At 56.8% G+C, this 17,529-nt stretch carries 15 protein-coding genes; 11 read left to right on the forward strand and 4 right to left on the reverse strand.

Going from position 1 to position 17,529, the window contains the following annotated elements; translation table 11 throughout:
* Positions 1–485: 485 nt before the first annotated feature.
* The 6 genes from kdpF to DL88_RS15955 all read left to right on the forward strand — a co-directional run bounded on the left by kdpF (position 486) and on the right by DL88_RS15955 (position 8,416).
* Positions 486–578 carry a K(+)-transporting ATPase subunit F gene (gene kdpF, locus DL88_RS15930; RefSeq protein ID WP_034998364.1) on the forward strand — a complete coding sequence of 31 codons (93 nt, stop codon included), beginning with the start codon at positions 486–488 and terminating at the stop codon, positions 576–578.
* Positions 579–593: 15 nt separating this feature from the next.
* Positions 594–2,324: a potassium-transporting ATPase subunit KdpA gene (gene kdpA, locus DL88_RS15935; protein WP_034998368.1), complete on the forward strand. Its 1,731-nt coding sequence runs from the start codon at positions 594–596 to the stop codon at positions 2,322–2,324.
* A gap of 66 nt (positions 2,325–2,390) precedes the next feature.
* Positions 2,391–4,421 carry a potassium-transporting ATPase subunit KdpB gene (gene kdpB / locus DL88_RS15940; protein WP_245270912.1) on the forward strand — a complete coding sequence of 677 codons (2,031 nt, stop codon included), beginning with the start codon at positions 2,391–2,393 and terminating at the stop codon, positions 4,419–4,421.
* 32 nt (positions 4,422–4,453) lie between these two features.
* A complete protein-coding gene (gene kdpC / locus DL88_RS15945; protein WP_034998418.1) occupies positions 4,454–5,032 on the forward strand; it encodes a potassium-transporting ATPase subunit KdpC in 579 nt (192 codons plus the stop codon).
* A complete protein-coding gene (locus DL88_RS15950) occupies positions 5,029–7,734 on the forward strand; it encodes a DUF4118 domain-containing protein (RefSeq protein ID WP_034998373.1) in 2,706 nt (901 codons plus the stop codon). The genes kdpC and DL88_RS15950 overlap by 4 nt, the downstream gene beginning before the upstream one ends.
* Positions 7,727–8,416 carry a response regulator gene (locus DL88_RS15955; protein WP_034998375.1) on the forward strand — a complete coding sequence of 230 codons (690 nt, stop codon included), beginning with the start codon at positions 7,727–7,729 and terminating at the stop codon, positions 8,414–8,416. The genes DL88_RS15950 and DL88_RS15955 overlap by 8 nt, the downstream gene beginning before the upstream one ends.
* A 166-nt stretch (positions 8,417–8,582) precedes the next feature.
* Here DL88_RS15955 and DL88_RS15960 read toward each other — a convergent pair whose 3' ends face one another.
* From DL88_RS15960 to DL88_RS15970, 3 genes are all read right to left on the reverse strand, one after another.
* Positions 8,583–9,392, reverse strand: a complete 810-nt coding sequence (locus DL88_RS15960) for a hypothetical protein (protein WP_210165324.1) — start codon at positions 9,390–9,392, stop codon at positions 8,583–8,585.
* A gap of 492 nt (positions 9,393–9,884) precedes the next feature.
* Positions 9,885–10,493, reverse strand: coding sequence for an FMN-dependent NADH-azoreductase (locus DL88_RS15965; protein ID WP_034998381.1), 609 nt, complete (start codon positions 10,491–10,493; stop codon positions 9,885–9,887).
* 4 nt (positions 10,494–10,497) lie between these two features.
* On the reverse strand, positions 10,498–10,935 hold the full coding sequence (locus tag DL88_RS15970; protein ID WP_034998384.1) for a nuclear transport factor 2 family protein: 438 nt from the start codon (positions 10,933–10,935) through the stop codon (positions 10,498–10,500).
* A 115-nt stretch (positions 10,936–11,050) separates the two neighbouring features.
* On the opposite strand from DL88_RS15970, the gene DL88_RS15975 reads away from it, so the two are divergent.
* Both DL88_RS15975 and DL88_RS15980 read left to right on the forward strand, forming a co-directional pair.
* Positions 11,051–11,446 (forward strand): winged helix-turn-helix transcriptional regulator, encoded by a 396-nt coding sequence (locus DL88_RS15975; protein ID WP_034998386.1) that lies wholly within the window; start codon positions 11,051–11,053, stop codon positions 11,444–11,446.
* A 204-nt stretch (positions 11,447–11,650) separates the two neighbouring features.
* Complete coding sequence (locus tag DL88_RS15980; protein WP_034998388.1) at positions 11,651–12,424, forward strand: haloacid dehalogenase type II; 774 nt, start codon at positions 11,651–11,653, stop codon at positions 12,422–12,424.
* On the opposite strand, the gene DL88_RS15985 is transcribed toward DL88_RS15980, so the two are convergent.
* Positions 12,421–13,443 carry a quinone oxidoreductase family protein gene (locus tag DL88_RS15985; protein WP_051956072.1) on the reverse strand — a complete coding sequence of 341 codons (1,023 nt, stop codon included), beginning with the start codon at positions 13,441–13,443 and terminating at the stop codon, positions 12,421–12,423. The two genes, DL88_RS15980 and DL88_RS15985, sit on opposite strands and share 4 nt — an antisense overlap.
* A 97-nt stretch (positions 13,444–13,540) precedes the next feature.
* On the opposite strand from DL88_RS15985, the gene DL88_RS15990 reads away from it, so the two are divergent.
* The 3 genes from DL88_RS15990 to DL88_RS16000 all read left to right on the forward strand — a co-directional run.
* Positions 13,541–13,978 (forward strand): winged helix-turn-helix transcriptional regulator, encoded by a 438-nt coding sequence (locus tag DL88_RS15990; protein ID WP_051956073.1) that lies wholly within the window; start codon positions 13,541–13,543, stop codon positions 13,976–13,978.
* Positions 13,979–14,448: 470 nt separating this feature from the next.
* Positions 14,449–16,863: a methyl-accepting chemotaxis protein gene (locus DL88_RS15995; RefSeq protein WP_051956074.1), complete on the forward strand. Its 2,415-nt coding sequence runs from the start codon at positions 14,449–14,451 to the stop codon at positions 16,861–16,863.
* A 409-nt stretch (positions 16,864–17,272) separates the two neighbouring features.
* Positions 17,273–17,529: transposase (locus DL88_RS16000; RefSeq protein WP_034998391.1), on the forward strand; the 257-nt coding region annotated here is incomplete at its 3' end.

Here is a 17,529-nt window from a genome sequence, read left to right on the forward strand (position 1 = left end):
AGCCCACTGCCGAATCTTTCCTTGATCGGTGGCTTGCGATTCATCTGCGCGATCCTCGTCGTTTGGTGATCAAGCTGGAGCCGATCGACGCTTCCCGCGTCGGCAGAATCACGCCTGTGACAACGTGATCATCTCGATCAGGAACAACCTCCGAGTGCTGTGAAGGTGCCGCCAAAGAGGGCGCATCGATTCCGTCGGATGAAACCTTCATAAGGATTTTGCGCGGCCGGACGTCTCCGGGTGCGTTTCGCCGTCGATCCTGCAAGTGGATTTCGCGGGTCGTGCCGCCTTTACGAAATCTATATGCCGCGCCGCTGCGTCTTTATGCCCGCCATATGGCTAGCGGGATAGCACTGCCATCGAACCGTTCTTGAAACCCTCGGGGAGGTTGCGATGGGTACGATCTATTTTTTCGGCGGAGCGGCGTTCTTCGCGCTCAGCCTTTGGTTCGTCGATTTTGCCGACCGATTGATGCGGAGCGGGTCATGATCGCGCTTTACGCCGTCTTCGGTTCCGTCGTTGTCGCGCTTCTCGCCTATCTCGTCGTCGCGTTGATCCGGCCTGAACTCTTCCCCTAAACAACAGAGGTCATCATGACCGCTTCGCTTATTGGATGGGGTGGGTGGCAGGTTGTCGCCTACTTCATTGTGTTGTTCGCGTTGGTGGTGCCGCTTGGCGGCCACATGGCGCGTGTCTATCTGGGCAAATCCACTTTTCTGTCTCCGGCGCTCCAGCCAGTCGAGGGTCTGATCTATCGGGCCTGCGGCGTTGATCCCGATAGAGAGATGAGCTGGAAAGAATATGCCCTGGCTCTTCTGGCATTGTCCTTTTCAGGTTTCGCGCTGCTCTATGCGATTCTGATCGGACAGGGTGTGCTCCCGCTCAACCCGCAAAACCTGCCGGGTCTCTCACCCGATCTCGCCTTCAACACCGCAGTCAGCTTCATCACCAATACCAATTGGCAGTCCTATAGCGGCGAGACGGTGATGACCAATTTCAGCCAGATGGCTGGGCTGACGGTGCAGAATTTTGTCTCCGCTGCCGTCGGCATGGCGGCGCTTGCGGCGATGATCCGGGGCATGACCCGCCGCAAGGCTGCAGGAATCGGCAACTTCTGGGCCGATCTGGTGCGCTCGATCCTTTATATTCTTCTGCCGCTCTCTTTCATTCTCGCGCTGGTGCTCGGAGCACAAGGCGTGGTGCAGACTTTCTCGGCCTCAATCGATGCCCATACGTTGGAGGGTACGAAGCAGACCATCGCGCTCGGACCGGTCGCGTCGCAAGAGGCGATCAAGATGCTTGGCACCAACGGCGGCGGATTTTTCAACGTCAATTCCGCGCATCCGTTCGAGAACCCCAATCCACTCACCAATTTTCTTGAACTCGTCGCGATCCTCGTCATTCCCACTTCGCTCTGCCACAGCTTCGGCATCATGGTTGGTGACCGACGCCAGGGATTTGCGCTGCTGGCCGCGATGAGTTTGGTGTTTGTGCCGTTGATGCTCTTCGGTATCGCGGAAGAGCAGGGCGGCAATCCGCACCTGGCATCTCTGGGAATTGACCAGACGGCTTCCGCTCAGCAGCCCGGTGGCAATATGGAGGGTAAGGAAACCCGCTTCGGAATTGTCAATTCCGGCCTGTGGGCCGCGGCGACGACCGCTGCCTCGAACGGCTCGGTGAATTCTATGCACGACAGCTACACGCCGCTCGGCGGCATGGTGCCGCTGCTTCTCATGAAATTCGGCGAGGTGATCTATGGTGGCGTCGGCTCCGGGCTTTACGGCATGCTGATCTTCGTCGTCATCACGGTCTTCATCGCTGGGCTGATGGTTGGCCGGACACCTGAATATCTCGGCAAGAAGATCCAGAGTTTCGAGATGAAGATGGCCTCCATCGCGATCCTCGCGCCCAGCGCCTGCGTCCTGATCGGCACCGCATTGGGCGTCATGACCGAGGCCGGACGCGCCGGCCTCTTCAATTCCGGTCCGCAGGGCTATTCGGAAGTGCTCTATGCTTTCACCTCGGCCGCTAACAATAATGGTTCGGCCTTTGCCGGACTTTCCGCCAACAGCCCCTTCTACAACACTGCTCTCGGCCTGTGCATGCTCGTCGGCCGCTATTTCGTGCTGATCCCGGTACTGGCGATCGGCGGCTCGCTTGCCGCCAAGAATACAACACCGCCCTCGGCGGGCACGTTGCCAACGCATACGCCGCTTTTCGTTCTCGTGCTGATCTTCGTGCTCGTGCTGGTTGGCATTCTCACCTACGCGCCGACGCTCGCCCTCGGGCCGGTGATCGCTTACCTCCAGATGATCGGAGGCTGAAAGATGTCCCAAAAGAAACACATAAAATCCCGCAATCCGTTCCGGGGCGCCGACGTTGGCCTTGCGATGCGCCTCTCGATCGTCCGGCTCACCCCATTGTATCAGGCACGCAATCCGGTGATGTTCGTGGTGTTTGTCGGTTCGATCCTCACCACGGCGATCCTCACCATCATGCTGGTTACTCCCGCACGCGTAGTCGGTGGCGGCCTGCCGGTATGGTTCGTCGCATGGGTGACGTTCTGGCTGTGGTTCACGCTGCTGTTCGCTAATTTCGCCGAAGCGATCGCCGAGGGCAAAGGCAGGGCGCAGGCCGATTCCCTGAAGAAAGCGCGCCGCGACGTTGCAGCCAGGAAGCTCGAAAAAGCGTCGGACCACTCGAAACAACATTCCGTGCCGGCCAACACCTTGCGCAAGGGTGATCTCGTGCTCATTGAGGCCGGTGATTTCGTGCCGGCCGATGGGCAGGTGATCGACGGCATCGCCTCGGTGGACGAGAGTGCCGTCACCGGAGAGAGCGCTCCGGTCATCCGCGAATCCGGCGGCGACCGCGACGCCGTGACAGGTGGCACGCGTGTGTTGTCCGACTGGATCGTGGTGCGCGTCACATCCGATCCGGGAGAAAGCTTTCTCGATCGCATGATCGGGCTTGTTGAGAGCGCCAGGCGCCAAAAAACACCTAATGAAATCGCACTCTCCATCCTGCTTGCGGCACTGACGATTGTATTTCTTCTGGTATGTGCGACCTTGTTACCATTCTCGGCCTTTTCGGTAACGCAGGCTGGCGCTGGTTCGGTTATCTCCGTCACCGTGCTGATCGCACTCCTGGTCTGTCTCATACCCACGACAATCGGCGGCTTGCTTTCGGCGATCGGCATTTCGGGAATGCAACGGCTGATTTCGGCCAATGTCATCGCCACCTCCGGCCGCGCGGTCGAAGCGGCTGGCGACATCAACGTCCTCCTGCTCGACAAGACCGGCACCATCACCTTCGGCAACCGGCAGGCGGTGGAATTCTACCCTGCGCCGGGCGTCACCCGTCAGCAGCTCGCCGAAGCCGCCGAACTCTCCTCGCTCGCGGATGAGACGCCGGAAGGCCGCTCGATCGTCACATTGGCGCGCCGGCTGTTCGGCTTACCTGAGCGCAATCCGAAGGATCTTGCCGCTACCTTCATCCCCTTCAGCGCGGAACAGCGCATCAGCGGTATTGTCATCAACGAGCGCCACATCATGAAGGGCGCCGGCGATGCCATCGCCAGGCTCGTCGCCCTCAAAGGGGGCTTCTGCGGCCCCGAAATCATGCGCGAAGTTGAGGAGATTGCGCGTAAGGGTGGCACGCCGCTGATGGTCGCGGAAGGCCCGCAGGTGCTTGGCGTCGTCTATCTCAAGGATATCGTCAAACCGGAAATCAAGACACGCCTCGCTGACTTGAGGAAAATGGGTATCAAGAGCGTGATGATCACCGGCGACAATCCGCTCACCGCCGCTGCCATCGCCTCGGAAGCTGGTGTCGACGATTTCGTCGCCGAGGCCACGCCAGAAACAAAGCTGAAATACATCCGCAAGATGCAGGAAGGCGGCGAACTGGTCGCTATGGTGGGCGACGGCACCAATGACGCGCCGGCCCTTGCCCAGTCGGATGTGGCGGTGGCGATGAATTCCGGTACACAGGCCGCCAAGGAAGCCGGCAATATGGTGGACCTCGATAGTGACCCGACAAAATTGATCGAGATCGTTGAAATTGGTAAGCAGCTCCTGATGACACGTGGGGCGCTGACCACTTTCTCGATTTCCAATGATCTCGCCAAATATTTTGCGATCATTCCGGCGGCGTTCGCCGGCACCTATCCGGCGCTGGCAAAGCTCAACGTCATGGGGCTGGCAAGTCCGGAAAGCGCCATCCTTTCGGCGGTTATTTTCAATGCGCTGATCATCATTGCGTTGGTGCCGCTTGCCCTCAAGGGCGTCAAATACCGGGCTGAATCCGCCGAGCAGCTTCTTACCCGCAATGTGCTGTTTTATGGGCTCGGCGGCGTTCTTACCCCGTTCATTGGCATCAAGCTCATCGACCTGATGCTTGCTGCTGCCGGGCTCACCTGAAGGAGAGGGCCGTGATCATCGTTTCCAAGGATATCGTTTCCAATCTCCGGGCGAGCATTGTGATGCTCCTGCTGCTCACGGTGCTGACCGGCGGCTTCTATCCGGGGCTGACCACATTGATCCTGCAAAGCAGCTTTCCCAAGGCCGCCAACGGAAGCCAAATTCTCAATGATGAGGGAGAGGTGATCGGCTCCAGCCTGATCGGCCAGAACTTCACCGAACCGGAATATTTATGGGGGCGGCTCTCGGCGACATCGCCCGAGCCTTACAACGCGGCTTCGTCCTCCGGCTCCAATTTTGGTGTCAACAATACCGCTCTTGTCGAAGCCGCCAAAGCGCGCATCGCGGTCCTGAAAGCGGCGGATCCCGACAATATTGCTCCTGTTCCGGTTGACCTCGTCACGTCCTCGGCCTCCGGCCTCGATCCCGAGATCAGCCCGGCTGCGGCGCTCTATCAGGTCCATCGCATTGCGAAAGCGCGTGGTTTGGATGACAATAAGGTGCGGTCTGTGATTGCGGCGGCGACACGCGGCCGAACCTTCGGCCTGCTTGGGGAGCCGCGCGTCAACGTGCTGGAGGTGAATCAGGCGCTCGACACAATCGGCAAATGACGGAACACGAACGCCCCGATCCCGATAGGCTTCTCGAACTCGTCCGCGCCGACCGCAGCGTCAGCGGGCGCGGACGCCTGAAAATCTTCTTTGGCGCGGCCGCTGGCGTCGGCAAGACCTTCAGCATGTTGAACGAGGCGCGCCGGCTCTATTTCGACGAGGGGCGTGACGTCGTTATCGGAATCATCGAACACCATGGCCGCGCCGAGACCGCCGCGCTCGCCGAGGGTTTGCCGGCGATCCCGCTTGCAGAAATCGACCATCGCGGCGTCAAGCTGAAGGAATTCGATCTCGACGCGGCGCTGAAGCGCAAGCCGTCGCTGATCCTGATGGACGAACTCGCCCATACCAATGCGCCCGGCACGCAGCACTCCAAACGCTGGCTCGATGTCGAGACATTGCTCGATAACGGCATAGACGTCTATTCGACGCTCAATGTTCAGCACCTCGAAAGCGTCAACGACGTTGTTGCCCGTCTGACCGGCGTCTGGGTGCAGGAAACGGTGCCGGATTCGATTTTCGACGATGCCGACGAAGTGGCGCTTGTCGATATCCCCTCCGACGATCTTCTCCAGCGGCTCGCGGCCGGTAAAGTCTATGTCGGAGAGGGCGCCAACCGCCGCGCCGCCGAACATTTTTTCAAGAAGGCCAATCTCACCGCGCTGCGCGAACTCGCGCTTCGCCGCACCGCTGACCGGGTCGATGCCGAGGGTGATGAACTCAGCGCCGTCTCCGGCTCTCGCGGCGCGCTGGTTGCTACCAAAATTCTCGTTCTCACCGGCGCGGATTTGCATTCGGCGCGCCTCATCCGCCACGCAAGGCGGATGGCGGTGAGCGCCAAGGCGCCGTGGACCGTACTCTATCTCCACACCCATCGTCACGAAGCCCTTGGTGAAAAGGCGCGGCTGCGGCTGGACAAGCATCTGCGGCTCGCCGAAAAACTCGGTGCGACAGTAACCCGGCTGCCGAGCGCCGATCCCGCGGAGACCGCGCTCGCATACGCCCGCAAATACGGCTTCACCCGCATCATCGTTGGCTATGATCGACCCCGGCTGAGATTGCTGCAATGGCGAAAATCATTGTCCCAGCAATTGATCGAAGGAGGTGCCGGGACTGAAGTCGTTACGATTGGCGAGGAGGCGGCGGAGCAGGGTTCCGCGCAGGAGCCTGACGACGATGCCGGTCACCGCGAGCCGGTGCTGCGCTATCTTTGGGCTGTCGCGATCATTGCCGGTTTCACGCTCATCGGCCTGCCGTTTCGTGGCCTGACCGATGCGAACGATATCTCGATGGTCTATCTTGTCGGCGTGGTGTTGGCGGCCGCGCGACTGGGCATCGGTCCGGCTCTGCTGGCCTCGTTTCTCAGTGTCGCCGCATTCAATTTCTTCTTCACGCAGCCCTATTACACGTTCCAATTCTACGACAATCATTACTATTTCACATTCGCCTTCATGTTTGTCACCTCGTTGATCGTCGGCTCGATGACGGCGCGACTCCATGGCCACGCCCGGCAGGCCCGCAAGAGCGAGGAGGACACATTGATCCTTTACGGCCTTACGAGGGGCCTCTCCTCGGTGCGAGGCGTCGACGGCATATGCGAGGTTGCGATCGGGAGGCTCAGCGGACCCTACGGCATTTCGGTCTCGCTCCATATCCGCGCCGGGGGGCAGCTGCGGTCCTATCCCGCAGGCGAAGAGACCAATGACGTCAAGGAGATGGGCGTCGTGCAATGGGTCGCGGAAAATGCCCGGATGGCCGGGCGTCACACCGATACAATGCCGAGCGCCAGGGGCCTCTATCTGCCTCTGCGGGCCGAGGACGAAATTCTTGGTGTCATCGGCTTCACGCCCGACGATGCCGACCACCAGTTCTCGGGTGCCGAAATCATGCGGTTCGAAACTTTCGCGGACCTCATTGCCAGCGCGCTCCAGCGTGCCATTCGCACCGAAGAGGCGGAGAAATCACGCGTCGAGGTCGAGAGCGAACGGCTCCGCAACATCCTTCTGGCCTCGGTCTCCCACGATCTCAGAACACCGCTCACGGTGATGAACGGCTCTGTCGCCAACCTTTTGAGAATGCGCAAAAAACTGCCGCGCGAGGCGATCGAGGAATTGACCGGGCTGTGGGGCCAGCTAACGCGCCTCCAGAAATTCGTCGGCAATCTCCTCAAAATGGCTGCGATCACCTCCGGGCGGCTGAAGCTCAATTTCCAGCCCTATCTCATTCAGGAGATCATCGGCTCGGCGATGTCCGAAGTCGAACCGCAGCGCGAGGGCCGACAGATCAACGCCTCGACCACCGGGACGATCCCTCTCATCATGATGGATGGCGCGCTGATCGAGCAGGTGCTGGTGAACCTCATCGAGAACGCCATCGCACACACTGCGCCCGGTGGTACGATCACCGTCCACGCTGAAAAGGATGCGGATGTTCTGCGTGTCCGTGTGTCGGATAATGGCACGGGGATCCGCGAGGGCGAGGAGGAAAGAATCTTCGACAAGTTCCACCGCGAGGCTTCGGGCAAACCCGACCAGCATGAGGGCGCGGGCGCCGGCCTTGGCCTCGCTATCTGCCGCGGCATTGTCGGTGCCCATGGCGGTATCATCTATGCCAAGAACAATCCGGCGTCGAAATCCGGCGGCCCGGCTGGTGCCAGCGTGATCTTCACGCTGCCCCTCACCAAGGGGGATAGTCATGAATGAAGGTCACCGCGTCCTGTCGATCGAGGACGATCCCGCAATCGCGAAATATCTGCGCACGGCACTGGAGGCGCAGGGCTTTGCCGTGGAGATTGCCGCGACCGCGCGTGACGGTCTCAACAGCTTGATCGCCCGTCGCCCCGATGTCGTGCTGCTCGACCTCGGCCTGCCGGACGAGGACGGGCAGGCGTTCATCCGCAAGGTGCGTGAGTGGAGCGAGACGCCCATCATCGTGGTCTCGGCCCGCGAACAGGAATCCGAGAAGATCGCTGCCTTGGAGAATGGCGCCGATGATTATCTGACGAAACCCTTCTCGCCCGGCGAACTCATGGCGCGTATCCGCGTCGCCCTGCGCCATGCTCAAAAACTCGGCGCTAACAATTCGGAAATCTATGAATCCGAAGGATTGAAGGTCGATCTCGCTGCCCGCCTGGTCTGCGTCGATGGAGAAGAGGTGCATCTGACGCCAATCGAATACAAACTGCTCGTCCTCCTCGTGCGTCACGCCGGCAAGGTGCTGACACATGGCCAGCTGCTCAAGGAAGTCTGGGGCCAGCACAGTCTGGAAAACACCCATTATCTGCGCATACACACCCAACACCTGCGCGAAAAGCTCAAGGATGATCCTCTCCGGCCCCGCTTCATCGTGACCGAGCCGGGAATCGGCTACCGGCTCAAGCAATAAAGGGGATCAGACGCAGGATTGGGCCGAGAGCAGATCGACAACTTTAGCAGCGGATATCGAGGAAAGCTGCCATTAGGAAAAAATCGTATAAAGATGATTGGCCGGTTCGTAATTTAGCAAAGTGTAAGCTCAGCGGCTAATGTACAAAAGTTTAGATCTATAACTGTTATCGACTATCTTTGATAGAGCTATCTAAGATCTGCCGCAAAATTTCTCCGTCGTAAATCATATAACGCCGATCACGAGCATGCGTTATTATTCCTGCAAAACCTAAATGCGCGTTGGATGAATTATCTAACCAGACGAAGAAAACAGGAGCGCCACTCATTCCGTCAGGGGCAATGGTTTCTTGGTTAGCTCTTTCGTTTTGTACCATTGGAATTCGATTTTCGGGATCAAATGTCATTGGTTCATCTATGCTGAGGTAAAGTTTCACCTTATTCGATTGCATGCTCACGCATGTGACAATGCCATCATCATCGCATTTGATGTCGATCATTCCATAGGCAGTTGGATAACCAATCGCAAAAATAACTTTAATAAGATCTTGATTGACAGTGCTCAAAGTGCTCATTGAATCGATATCAAGAAACAGTCCCCGCAGATTTCTTTTGTTGTGTTCATTGCCATAATCAAGAAAAACAACGTCTTCCAAATTTGAATGTTCAGTGTGCTTCATTAGTACTCTGGAGGCTGCAATAGGCCCTATTCCTATAACAGTCCCATCGATATCGGTGAAAGTAATAGTGGACTGCTCTGGCTTGAATAAGCTCTGCTCGTTGCCGAGCTGATGGCGTGTAAAGAGTGCGATATTGCGCCTCTTATACCTCAGAAGAAAGGTTGAACCGGATTTCGATAAATCATAGGTGGTCTCATTTTTGTTATGAAAAAGCGCGGGTTTGCAAAAACGAGCGATTGCGTTTTCTACGTTTTTTAACGGTACTAAAATACCGTTGACGGTGACCGAAAGTTTCATCAATGCGGCGAGCGGCGAAGGTATCATTAGAAATACTTTGTCGACGGAAGTTTTATGGCTTGCATCATACGTGCTCGAAACGACGCTAGCAAATTGTTGTTGCATTGATGATATAAACTTATCTATCCTTAAATGTCTGCATTTAAGAAAGCGGAATTGCAAACCAGATGACCTACATTGGCAAAGCGGAAGTTATCCACGAAATGTTCGATATCACCGCTATCAACTGCGCTATTGCCACCCAAACCCGTCGATTGCCGCACGAAGCAAAATATCCTTCGTATTTTCGGAGGTATATGACGATTTCATAGTAATCATTCTTCATCGGGCGCTTATAATATCTTGGCCGCAACGGACTGTTTGACAAACGACTTGCCGCCGAGCGCCGCCGATTTCCCTCCATGCCTCCCCCTTGGTACTAAAAGAACGGACACAGTGACGGCAGGTTGTTTCCGCTAGCAGCGTGGTGGCAGTATCAGCGGTCGCCGACAGCTACAGCGCAAGCTCCTCGACGGCCTTGTTCGCCTTCGGCACGGCATCCGGCGCCAAGGCCGGAATGTTCATTCCCTCGACGCGAATGGTCTGCACATCCACGATGCCGATAAAGCTGAGGATCTGACGCAGATACGGCTCGACGAAATCCCATGGTCGCCACGGGCCATCGGTAAAGACGCCACCGGAAGCAAGGACCAGGATTGCCTTCCTGCCCTTTGCCAAGCCGAGGACACCGTCATCGGCATATTGAAACGTCCGGCCCGGCCGAACGATGAGATCGATCCAGGCTTTGAGAGCCGAGGGGATGCCGAAATTCCACATTGGCGTCGCGATCACCAGAAGATCGGAGGCCAGAAGTTCGTCGGTCAATTGGTCCGACTGGCGGGCGGCCTCTTGCAACTGCGCCGCTTCGGCCGGGTCCTTCGTCGAGATGGCCTGGAGCGTAATTCCGTCCAGATGAGGCAAGGGCTCGGCCGCCAGATCGCGGCGCACGAGCTTTGCCGACGGATAAAGGTCACCCAGCCGAGCGGCGAGCGTGTCGGCGACGGCCCGGCTCGCCGAGTCCCGGCCCCTTGGGCTGATTTCGATCATGAGAATCTGCTTCATTGCCTTACCCCCGAGCCGGTGCCGTCAGAGCGTTCCAGGCCGCGAGCGAGTCCATGTAGTCCCGCCAATGCGCGATCTTGCGATTCTCGATCCTGATGATCGAGCAGAACCGGTTATTGTATTTCACTCCGGTCGCGAGGATCGTCCCGTGGACCTCGTATTCGATGACAATGACGGTGCTGTCGTCTGTTTTGTGCACGACCAGATTGTCGGCGGATTGCAGCGCGATGGCGCCGACATAGCCCTTGAATGCAGCCATCAGGTCGGGCCGCCCTTTGATGATGCGCGGCCAGCCGGGCACATCGTAGAGAACCTCGTAAATGGTGTCCTCGGTGATGACATCGAAGAAGTGCTCGCCATCGACGAGGCCGCCGAGCGCATTTCGGACGAGATAGAAATAGGGGGCGGCGGATCGGTAGGCGGCATATTCCGGATTTGGCATCTGGCTCTCTCTGCGGCTCGCAAGGTTGCTTACTGAATGAGAGCTACCTATAAATCGGAAGCCTGTTTCGTGGAAGAAGGCACTTTGAAATCAGTTGCTTACGTTGAGGTAAGTTATGGGAAAGGCGAGCCAGCCCAGACAGTTGGACCCTGCGGCGATCTGCCGGAGTTCGGACCCGCTCGCGGTGCGGGAACTGCTGACGAAGATCGGCGACAAGTGGACGATTTTCGTTGTGTTGTCGCTTGACCTTCTCGGCGGCCGCGCCCGCTTCTCGGAACTCGAACGGGCGGTTCCGGGCATTTCGCAGCGGATGCTCTCTTCGACCCTGAAAAATCTCGAACGCGACGGGATGGTGATCCGGGAAATGTTCGCGGAGGTGCCGCCTCGCGTCGAATATGAGATGACGGATTTGGGCAGAAGCCTGCTGCGCCCAACGCAGGGACTGGTCGATTGGGCCAAGGAAAACTGGCAACAGGTTCGGGAAGCGCAATCGAGCTACGATGAACGATGAGCCTCCGGCATCGTAAGGAGGGACAATCACCGACACTGGTCGCTTTATGGCTCGGATAACACAAGCCGTCTGGCGGAGAGCACCAACATTGGCCCATCGATCATTGGGATAAGCCTTTCGAAAAAACTGGTCCGTGGGTGTAACCATCCCGCTCCGGGATGCGAATGAGGAAACATCGGTACTGAACGAAAAGGCTTCCCCGTGATGGATTGGAAAACAAATCGCCGCAAGGTGATCGCTGGCCTCGCCGGGCTCGCAGGAGCAATGGCGATGTCTCCTGCAGCGCATGCCGACACACAGCCGACACGTGCAATTGCTTTCGATGGCTTCCCCATTTTCGACCCTCGCGGAGTGGTGGCACGCGCGCGAACGCTGCTCGGTCCCGTCGGCGACCAATTGGCCATACAATGGTCCGCGAAACTCTTTGGCTACAGCTGGTTGGTGACAGCTGCGGGGCGCTATCAGGATTTCAGGACGCTGGCGGATGCCGCGCTACGCTATGTGGCGGCGACGATGGGGGTGCAACTCGACGCCGCGACACGCATCGCGCTGGTTGATGCCTACGACAATCTCGATCTCTGGCCTGACGTCGTGCCTGCACTCGAGAAGTTGCGCGGCGCGGGCGTTCGGCTCGCGTTCCTGTCGAACCTCGGAGAAAACACGCTGAATACAAATATGGCGCGCAACAAGATCACGCAATTTTTTGAGCCGCCGCTCAGTACGGATCGCGTCGCTCGATTCAAGCCGGCGCCAGAGGCTTATGCCATGGCGATTTCTGCCTTCGGCATGCCACGCGAAACGATCGGCTTTGCCGCTTTTGGCGGTTGGGATGCCGCGGGCGCGAGTTGGTTTGGCTATCGCACCGCCTGGATCAACCGGATGAATCTGCCTATCGAGCCGCTTGATGTTCGCCCCGAAATCGTCAGCAGCGGGATGGAAGGCGTACTGGCACTGGCGGGGCTATCTGGGTCTCGTTAAGGCGCGGGATCTGCCGCTGGCGTCTCCGCGTGTGGCACGAGAAGGAGTTTGCCCATCGAGCCGCGCGATTCCAACAGGTGATGCGCTTCCGCGACCTGATCCAGCCGATAGCGTCCACCTATCGTGACCTTAAGCTCACCGCACCCGACGAGGTCGAACAATTCGCCGAGATCCGCCTTAAGACTTTCAGGCGTCAGCAGAGGCGCGAATGCGAAGCCCGTGACCGACTGGTTGTTGAAAATCAATCGGAGCAATTCGGGTACGCCGAAGTCGAATTGCTGAATATTGAGCGCCCCGTAAATCACGATCTGGCCGAGCGGTGCAAGGACTTGCAGGCTTGCCGCCGTCACCGCGCCGCCGGCGGATTCATAGATGATATCAGGGCCTTTTCCGCCAAGGGCCTCTGTCAGTGTGTCGATCCAATTGGGCTGTGTATAGTCAACGCCAATGTCGGCACCAAGTGAATGTGCGAAAGCGAGTTTCTCGCTGCTGCTCGCAGCCGCAGCGATGATGTGTGCGCCTGCGCGTCGGGCAAGCTGCACGAGCATCGAACCGACGCCACCCGCAGCGGCATTGACGAGCACCACCTTGCCTTCCGGCATGACCCGCCGCACCAGGTGAAGCGCAGTCAATCCCTGGACCATCAGAGCTGCAGCTTCGCCGAATGAGACCGTATCCGGTAGTGCTATGAGACAATCAGCAGGAACCAAGGCATATTCGGCATAGCCGCCAAAGCCGCAAGGCGTGGCGAAAAGCGGGGCTGCGACGCGCATGCCCACATCGATGCCATCCACGCCGGGACCCAGGGCTGCGACGACACCTGTGACTTCATTTCCAAGCACTGATGGGAGTGGCGGCGTGATCGCGTAACGATCCCGGCGCATCAATGTATCGGCGAAATTGATCCCCGATGCCCCGACGCGCAAGAGCACTTCACCCACACCCGGCTCAGGAGTCGGTAGGTCCAAAAGCTCAAGGGTTTCGGGTTCTCCGAACCGGGTGAGTTGTATCGCTTTCATGAACGGCCTCGCAATTTGCTTGTTCTGGCCTCAAATAGCGATACAGATGTTCTGGGATCTACGAACCAATTTGTGCAATACTCACCTTGAGGTAACCATGGGCGATCCGATCAAGAGATTACCGATCCTTCCAGCGGAACGGGCGCTCAAGGTCATCGCTGGACGCTGGAAACCGATTATCCTTTACTATCTGTTCGAGCGGCCCCAGCGATTATCCGAATTGGCGCGGCTGATGCCGGAGATCAGCCAGAAAGTATTGATCCAGCAGCTACGCGAAATGGAGATGCATGGCATTGTCGCCCGCGAAATATTCCGGCAGGTGCCGCCACGCGTCGAATATAGCGCGACTGAACTCGGGCGAAGCCTGGAACCGGTCTTGACGGCTTTGTGTGAATGGGGACGGCGCCATGCCGCCGAACTCGGAGAACTGGATCGGCTGGCCGATTGTACAGTCGAGCGGGTGCGCGGTAATCAACGCAATACAGACGATCATGGGCAGGAGAGGTCCCCGCATCAAAGCGATATCGTAACATGATCGTTGGCGGGCTGTTTGCCATAATCTGTTGCGCGTACTGGAGAAGCCGTTTCAGTCTGTTAGGAAGCGTTCGCTGTAACTGCATTCTTCGTGTTGCTTGGAGTCTGTGTATGACATAGTTGTCATCGAGATAATAATCTTGTATATTTTGTGTCCGGCTCTGGGAATGCATGATTGCGCTGATGTGGCCTTGCAGGCCAAGCATGATGTCTGTCTCTGGGCGACGGCATCCATGCCGAGTTTATGGAGAAGACCATTGCCGACTGGCTCGACAGCCACATCGATGAACTCATGTCGTGGAACCGATCAAAACCAAATCAGATGTGATTTTTGATCTATGAGATTGAAAAAATGCAGATAGATTGATGGAATTATACTTTATTCGCCTTTGTATTACTGCAACTCGAAAGCTTTCGTTTCAGCTTCCGGTAATAACTCCATGAGAAATTGATGAAATAAGCAATGCAGAGTTGCTTGCGATTCCATTAATCATTCTTACTGGTGTTGCCGCAATGAAGATGAATTCAATTCAATTTAAAATTGCCTTTTTGTCTGGAGCTTCAGTACTCGGTGCAACGCTCGTCCTGATCGGCTTTAACACTTTAGCCTCGAATAACAGCGCACGCTTCGTGAACGAACAAGTCAACGCCCTTCTGGCTACGAAAACGAAAGAATCGTTGCAAACCCTTGCCTCGACGCAGGCAGGCCTTATCGGCGCGACGCTGAATGAAGCCTTCGATGCTGCTCGCGATATGGCAAGAGCCTTCGAGAGTTTGAGGTCAGAGACAGATGATCCGACATTACTCGGTGAGAAAAGAGCGCAATTCAATGCGATCCTTCTCAAAGTTCTGAAGGATAACCAACGGTTTAACGGCACCTATAGTGCTTGGGAGCCAGAAGCGCTTGGGCGTGACGCGGAATTTCACAACAAACGCGACTTAGGCTCGGACGGGACTGGCCGATTCCTTCCCTACTGGACCCGTGATAACAAAGGTCACGTGGCAATCCAGCCGCTAGTCGAGTATGATAGCGAAAGCCTCCATCCCAACGGGGTGATGAAGGGGGCGTGGTATATCAATCCTAAGAATGGTGGCGGGGAAAGTATCCTTGATCCCCTTCCTTATGTTGTTCAGGGTAAAAACGTCTATCTCGCGACTATGTCGGTCCCGATCAATTTGAACGGACGTTTTCTCGGCGTGGCAGGTGCTGATTACGATTTGGCATTCGTTCAGAAGCTTGCCGAGAAAGTCAAAAGTTCGATCTTTAATGCTAAGGCATCCGTGTCGATTATCAGTTCCAAAGGACTGGTAGTGGCATCGAGCGATCATCCTGACGTGATAGGCCAGCCGTTCGGGAGGTTGGATGCAAACTGGAGCCAGTATAATCAAATTGTTCGAGATGGCCGTGCACAGGTTGCGGAAGATCGAGATTTGCGGGTCTTCAAATCCTTCGCACCGATTACCCTGGGTCGCACATCGACACCATGGTCCGTTTTGATCGAAGTTCCAACATCGGTCGCAATGGCAGAAGCGACCGAACTGAGCCAAAAGTTGGATGAACGGAATGCCTCGGACCGTCTCCTTCAAATCCTGGTTTCAATCAGCGTGGTATGCGCTGGCGTCATCGCCCTTTGGTTCACAGCCAGGCGATTAGCAAAGCCGATATTGGATCTCAGCCTAACCATGCGAGAACTGGCTGCGGGAAATAAGTCGGTCACCGTCCCTAGCAAGGGTCTAAGCGATGAGATTCAGGAAATGGCCGAGGCTGTTCAAATCTTCAAGGACGCAGCAATCAAAAAGGACGAGCTAGAGCAGGAAGCACTTGAGACTCGTTCTCGCACGGAAAAAGAGCGTAAAGCTGTCGAAGAAGAGCGGGCTCAGTCGCTTGCGTATCAGACGCAGGCCATTGATCGCCTTGCGACCGGCCTTGCTAAACTGGCCGAGGGAAATTTGGCTTTCGATTTGGTTGAGAGTTTTTCACCGGAATACGAACGCTTGCGGCATGATTTCAATAGCGCTGTCGCACAATTAAACGAAACGATGCACGCAATCGTTTCAAATTCGACTGCCATCCATTCCGGATCTGGCGAAATTTCCCAGGCGGCGGATAATCTATCAAAGAGAACCGAACAACAGGCGGCGAGCCTTGAAGAGACCGCCGCTGCATTGGACGAAATCACCGCGACCGTGAAACGATCGGCTGAAAATGCATCCCATGCGCATTCTGTTGTCGAAAACGCAAATCAGGATGCGAGACAGAGTGCAACAGTGGTCCTTGATGCCGTTAAGGCTATGGATTCTATTTCGAAGTCAGCACAGCAAATCGGTCAGATCATCGGTGTGATCGATGAAATCGCCTTCCAGACTAATCTTCTGGCTCTCAACGCGGGAGTCGAAGCCGCCCGTGCCGGAGAAGCGGGAAGAGGTTTCGCGGTTGTTGCCTCGGAAGTCCGGGCCTTGGCCCAGCGCTCCGCTGAAGCTGCAAAAGACATCAAGACTCTAATCTCTGTATCGACGACGGAAGTCGATCACGGTGTCCAGCTCGTCAACAAGGCGGGTGAAGCTTTGGATCGGATTATTGCGCAGGTCAACGAGATCAACGGCATTGTGACCGAAATCGCGACCGGGGCAAAGGAGCAGGCAACGGGGCTCGCTGAGATTAACGCCGCTATAAATCAGATGGATCAGACAACCCAGCAGAATGCAGCGATGGTGGAAGAATCGACCGCGGCGAGCCATTCCTTAGTAAATGAAGCCAATGAATTGTCGCGTCTCATCGAACAGTTCCAACTCAAGCCTGAAGAGAGAACCAATGCTTCAATCATCGGTGCGGGAACTTCGCCTATGATAGCGGCAAGCTTCCGGCCGTCGCGTCGCGTTGCCTAACGAACAATGGGAAGTAAAACCCATCGGACGTGAGGGCGGAAAACCCTCTATGCCTTGCGATGGATGCAGCATGTCGAAGGGCTCAATGCCGAAGTCCTGGCAAGCCGGTATACATCTGAGGCGATGTATATTCGTTGCAGACTGTTCGATCGACATAGAGCAATAGATGGTCATTTTGCTTGTCATGCTGGGGCTTGATGGCGAAGAAATTGATGACGGCGAGACCGTCATCGTCGAAACCGTTGTTTCGCTCACGTGAATCTCGCCGTGGTGGCGGCTTAGCGCCGCCAGCCCGGTTGATCCGAAGCTGACAGAAAGTCTAGGTCCTGTTGACGAATAGGATTCCCAAGTTGCGAAGGTTCTGATTCAAAGTCGCTTTCAGAAGGAGGCGACTTTGATTCGTGGGCTGATGTCGGATGAAGAATGGGCCTGTCTTGAGCCGTTCGTGACGCGGCGCGGGCCGCATAGCGGGCGACGTGCGAAGGACCATCGCCTTGTTCTTGATGGTATTTTCTGGATTTCCCGCACGGGCGTGCAATGGCGCGATTTGCACGAGCATTTCGGCAAATGGTCATCAGTTTATCGCCAGTTTCGGCGCTGGACGCTGGCTGGATTGTGGGAAACGCTGCTCGAAGCCTTGAATGAGACCGAAGGTGTCGGCGAGAC

The organism is Beijerinckia mobilis (assembly GCF_000745425.1).
GTDB classification, from domain to species: domain Bacteria; phylum Pseudomonadota; class Alphaproteobacteria; order Rhizobiales; family Beijerinckiaceae; genus Beijerinckia; species Beijerinckia mobilis.

Bases quoted from the DNA above. Each gene is read 5' to 3' on its own strand.
- DL88_RS15950 (WP_034998373.1), top strand. From the start codon at position 5,029: ATGACGGAACACGAACGCCCCGATCCCGATAGGCTTCTCGAACTCGTC.
- kdpA (WP_034998368.1), top strand. From the start codon at position 594: ATGACCGCTTCGCTTATTGGATGGGGTGGGTGGCAGGTTGTCGCCTAC.
- DL88_RS15990 (WP_051956073.1), top strand. From the start codon at position 13,541: ATGGGCGATCCGATCAAGAGATTACCGATCCTTCCAGCGGAACGGGCG.
- kdpF (WP_034998364.1), top strand. From the start codon at position 486: ATGATCGCGCTTTACGCCGTCTTCGGTTCCGTCGTTGTCGCGCTTCTC.
- DL88_RS15975 (WP_034998386.1), top strand. From the start codon at position 11,051: ATGGGAAAGGCGAGCCAGCCCAGACAGTTGGACCCTGCGGCGATCTGC.
- DL88_RS15970 (WP_034998384.1), bottom strand. From the start codon at position 10,935: ATGCCAAATCCGGAATATGCCGCCTACCGATCCGCCGCCCCCTATTTC.
- kdpB (WP_245270912.1), top strand. From the start codon at position 2,391: ATGCGCCTCTCGATCGTCCGGCTCACCCCATTGTATCAGGCACGCAAT.
- DL88_RS15965 (WP_034998381.1), bottom strand. From the start codon at position 10,493: ATGAAGCAGATTCTCATGATCGAAATCAGCCCAAGGGGCCGGGACTCG.
- DL88_RS15960 (WP_210165324.1), bottom strand. From the start codon at position 9,392: ATGAAACTTTCGGTCACCGTCAACGGTATTTTAGTACCGTTAAAAAAC.
- DL88_RS15985 (WP_051956072.1), bottom strand. From the start codon at position 13,443: ATGAAAGCGATACAACTCACCCGGTTCGGAGAACCCGAAACCCTTGAG.
- DL88_RS15955 (WP_034998375.1), top strand. From the start codon at position 7,727: ATGAATGAAGGTCACCGCGTCCTGTCGATCGAGGACGATCCCGCAATC.
- DL88_RS15980 (WP_034998388.1), top strand. From the start codon at position 11,651: ATGGATTGGAAAACAAATCGCCGCAAGGTGATCGCTGGCCTCGCCGGG.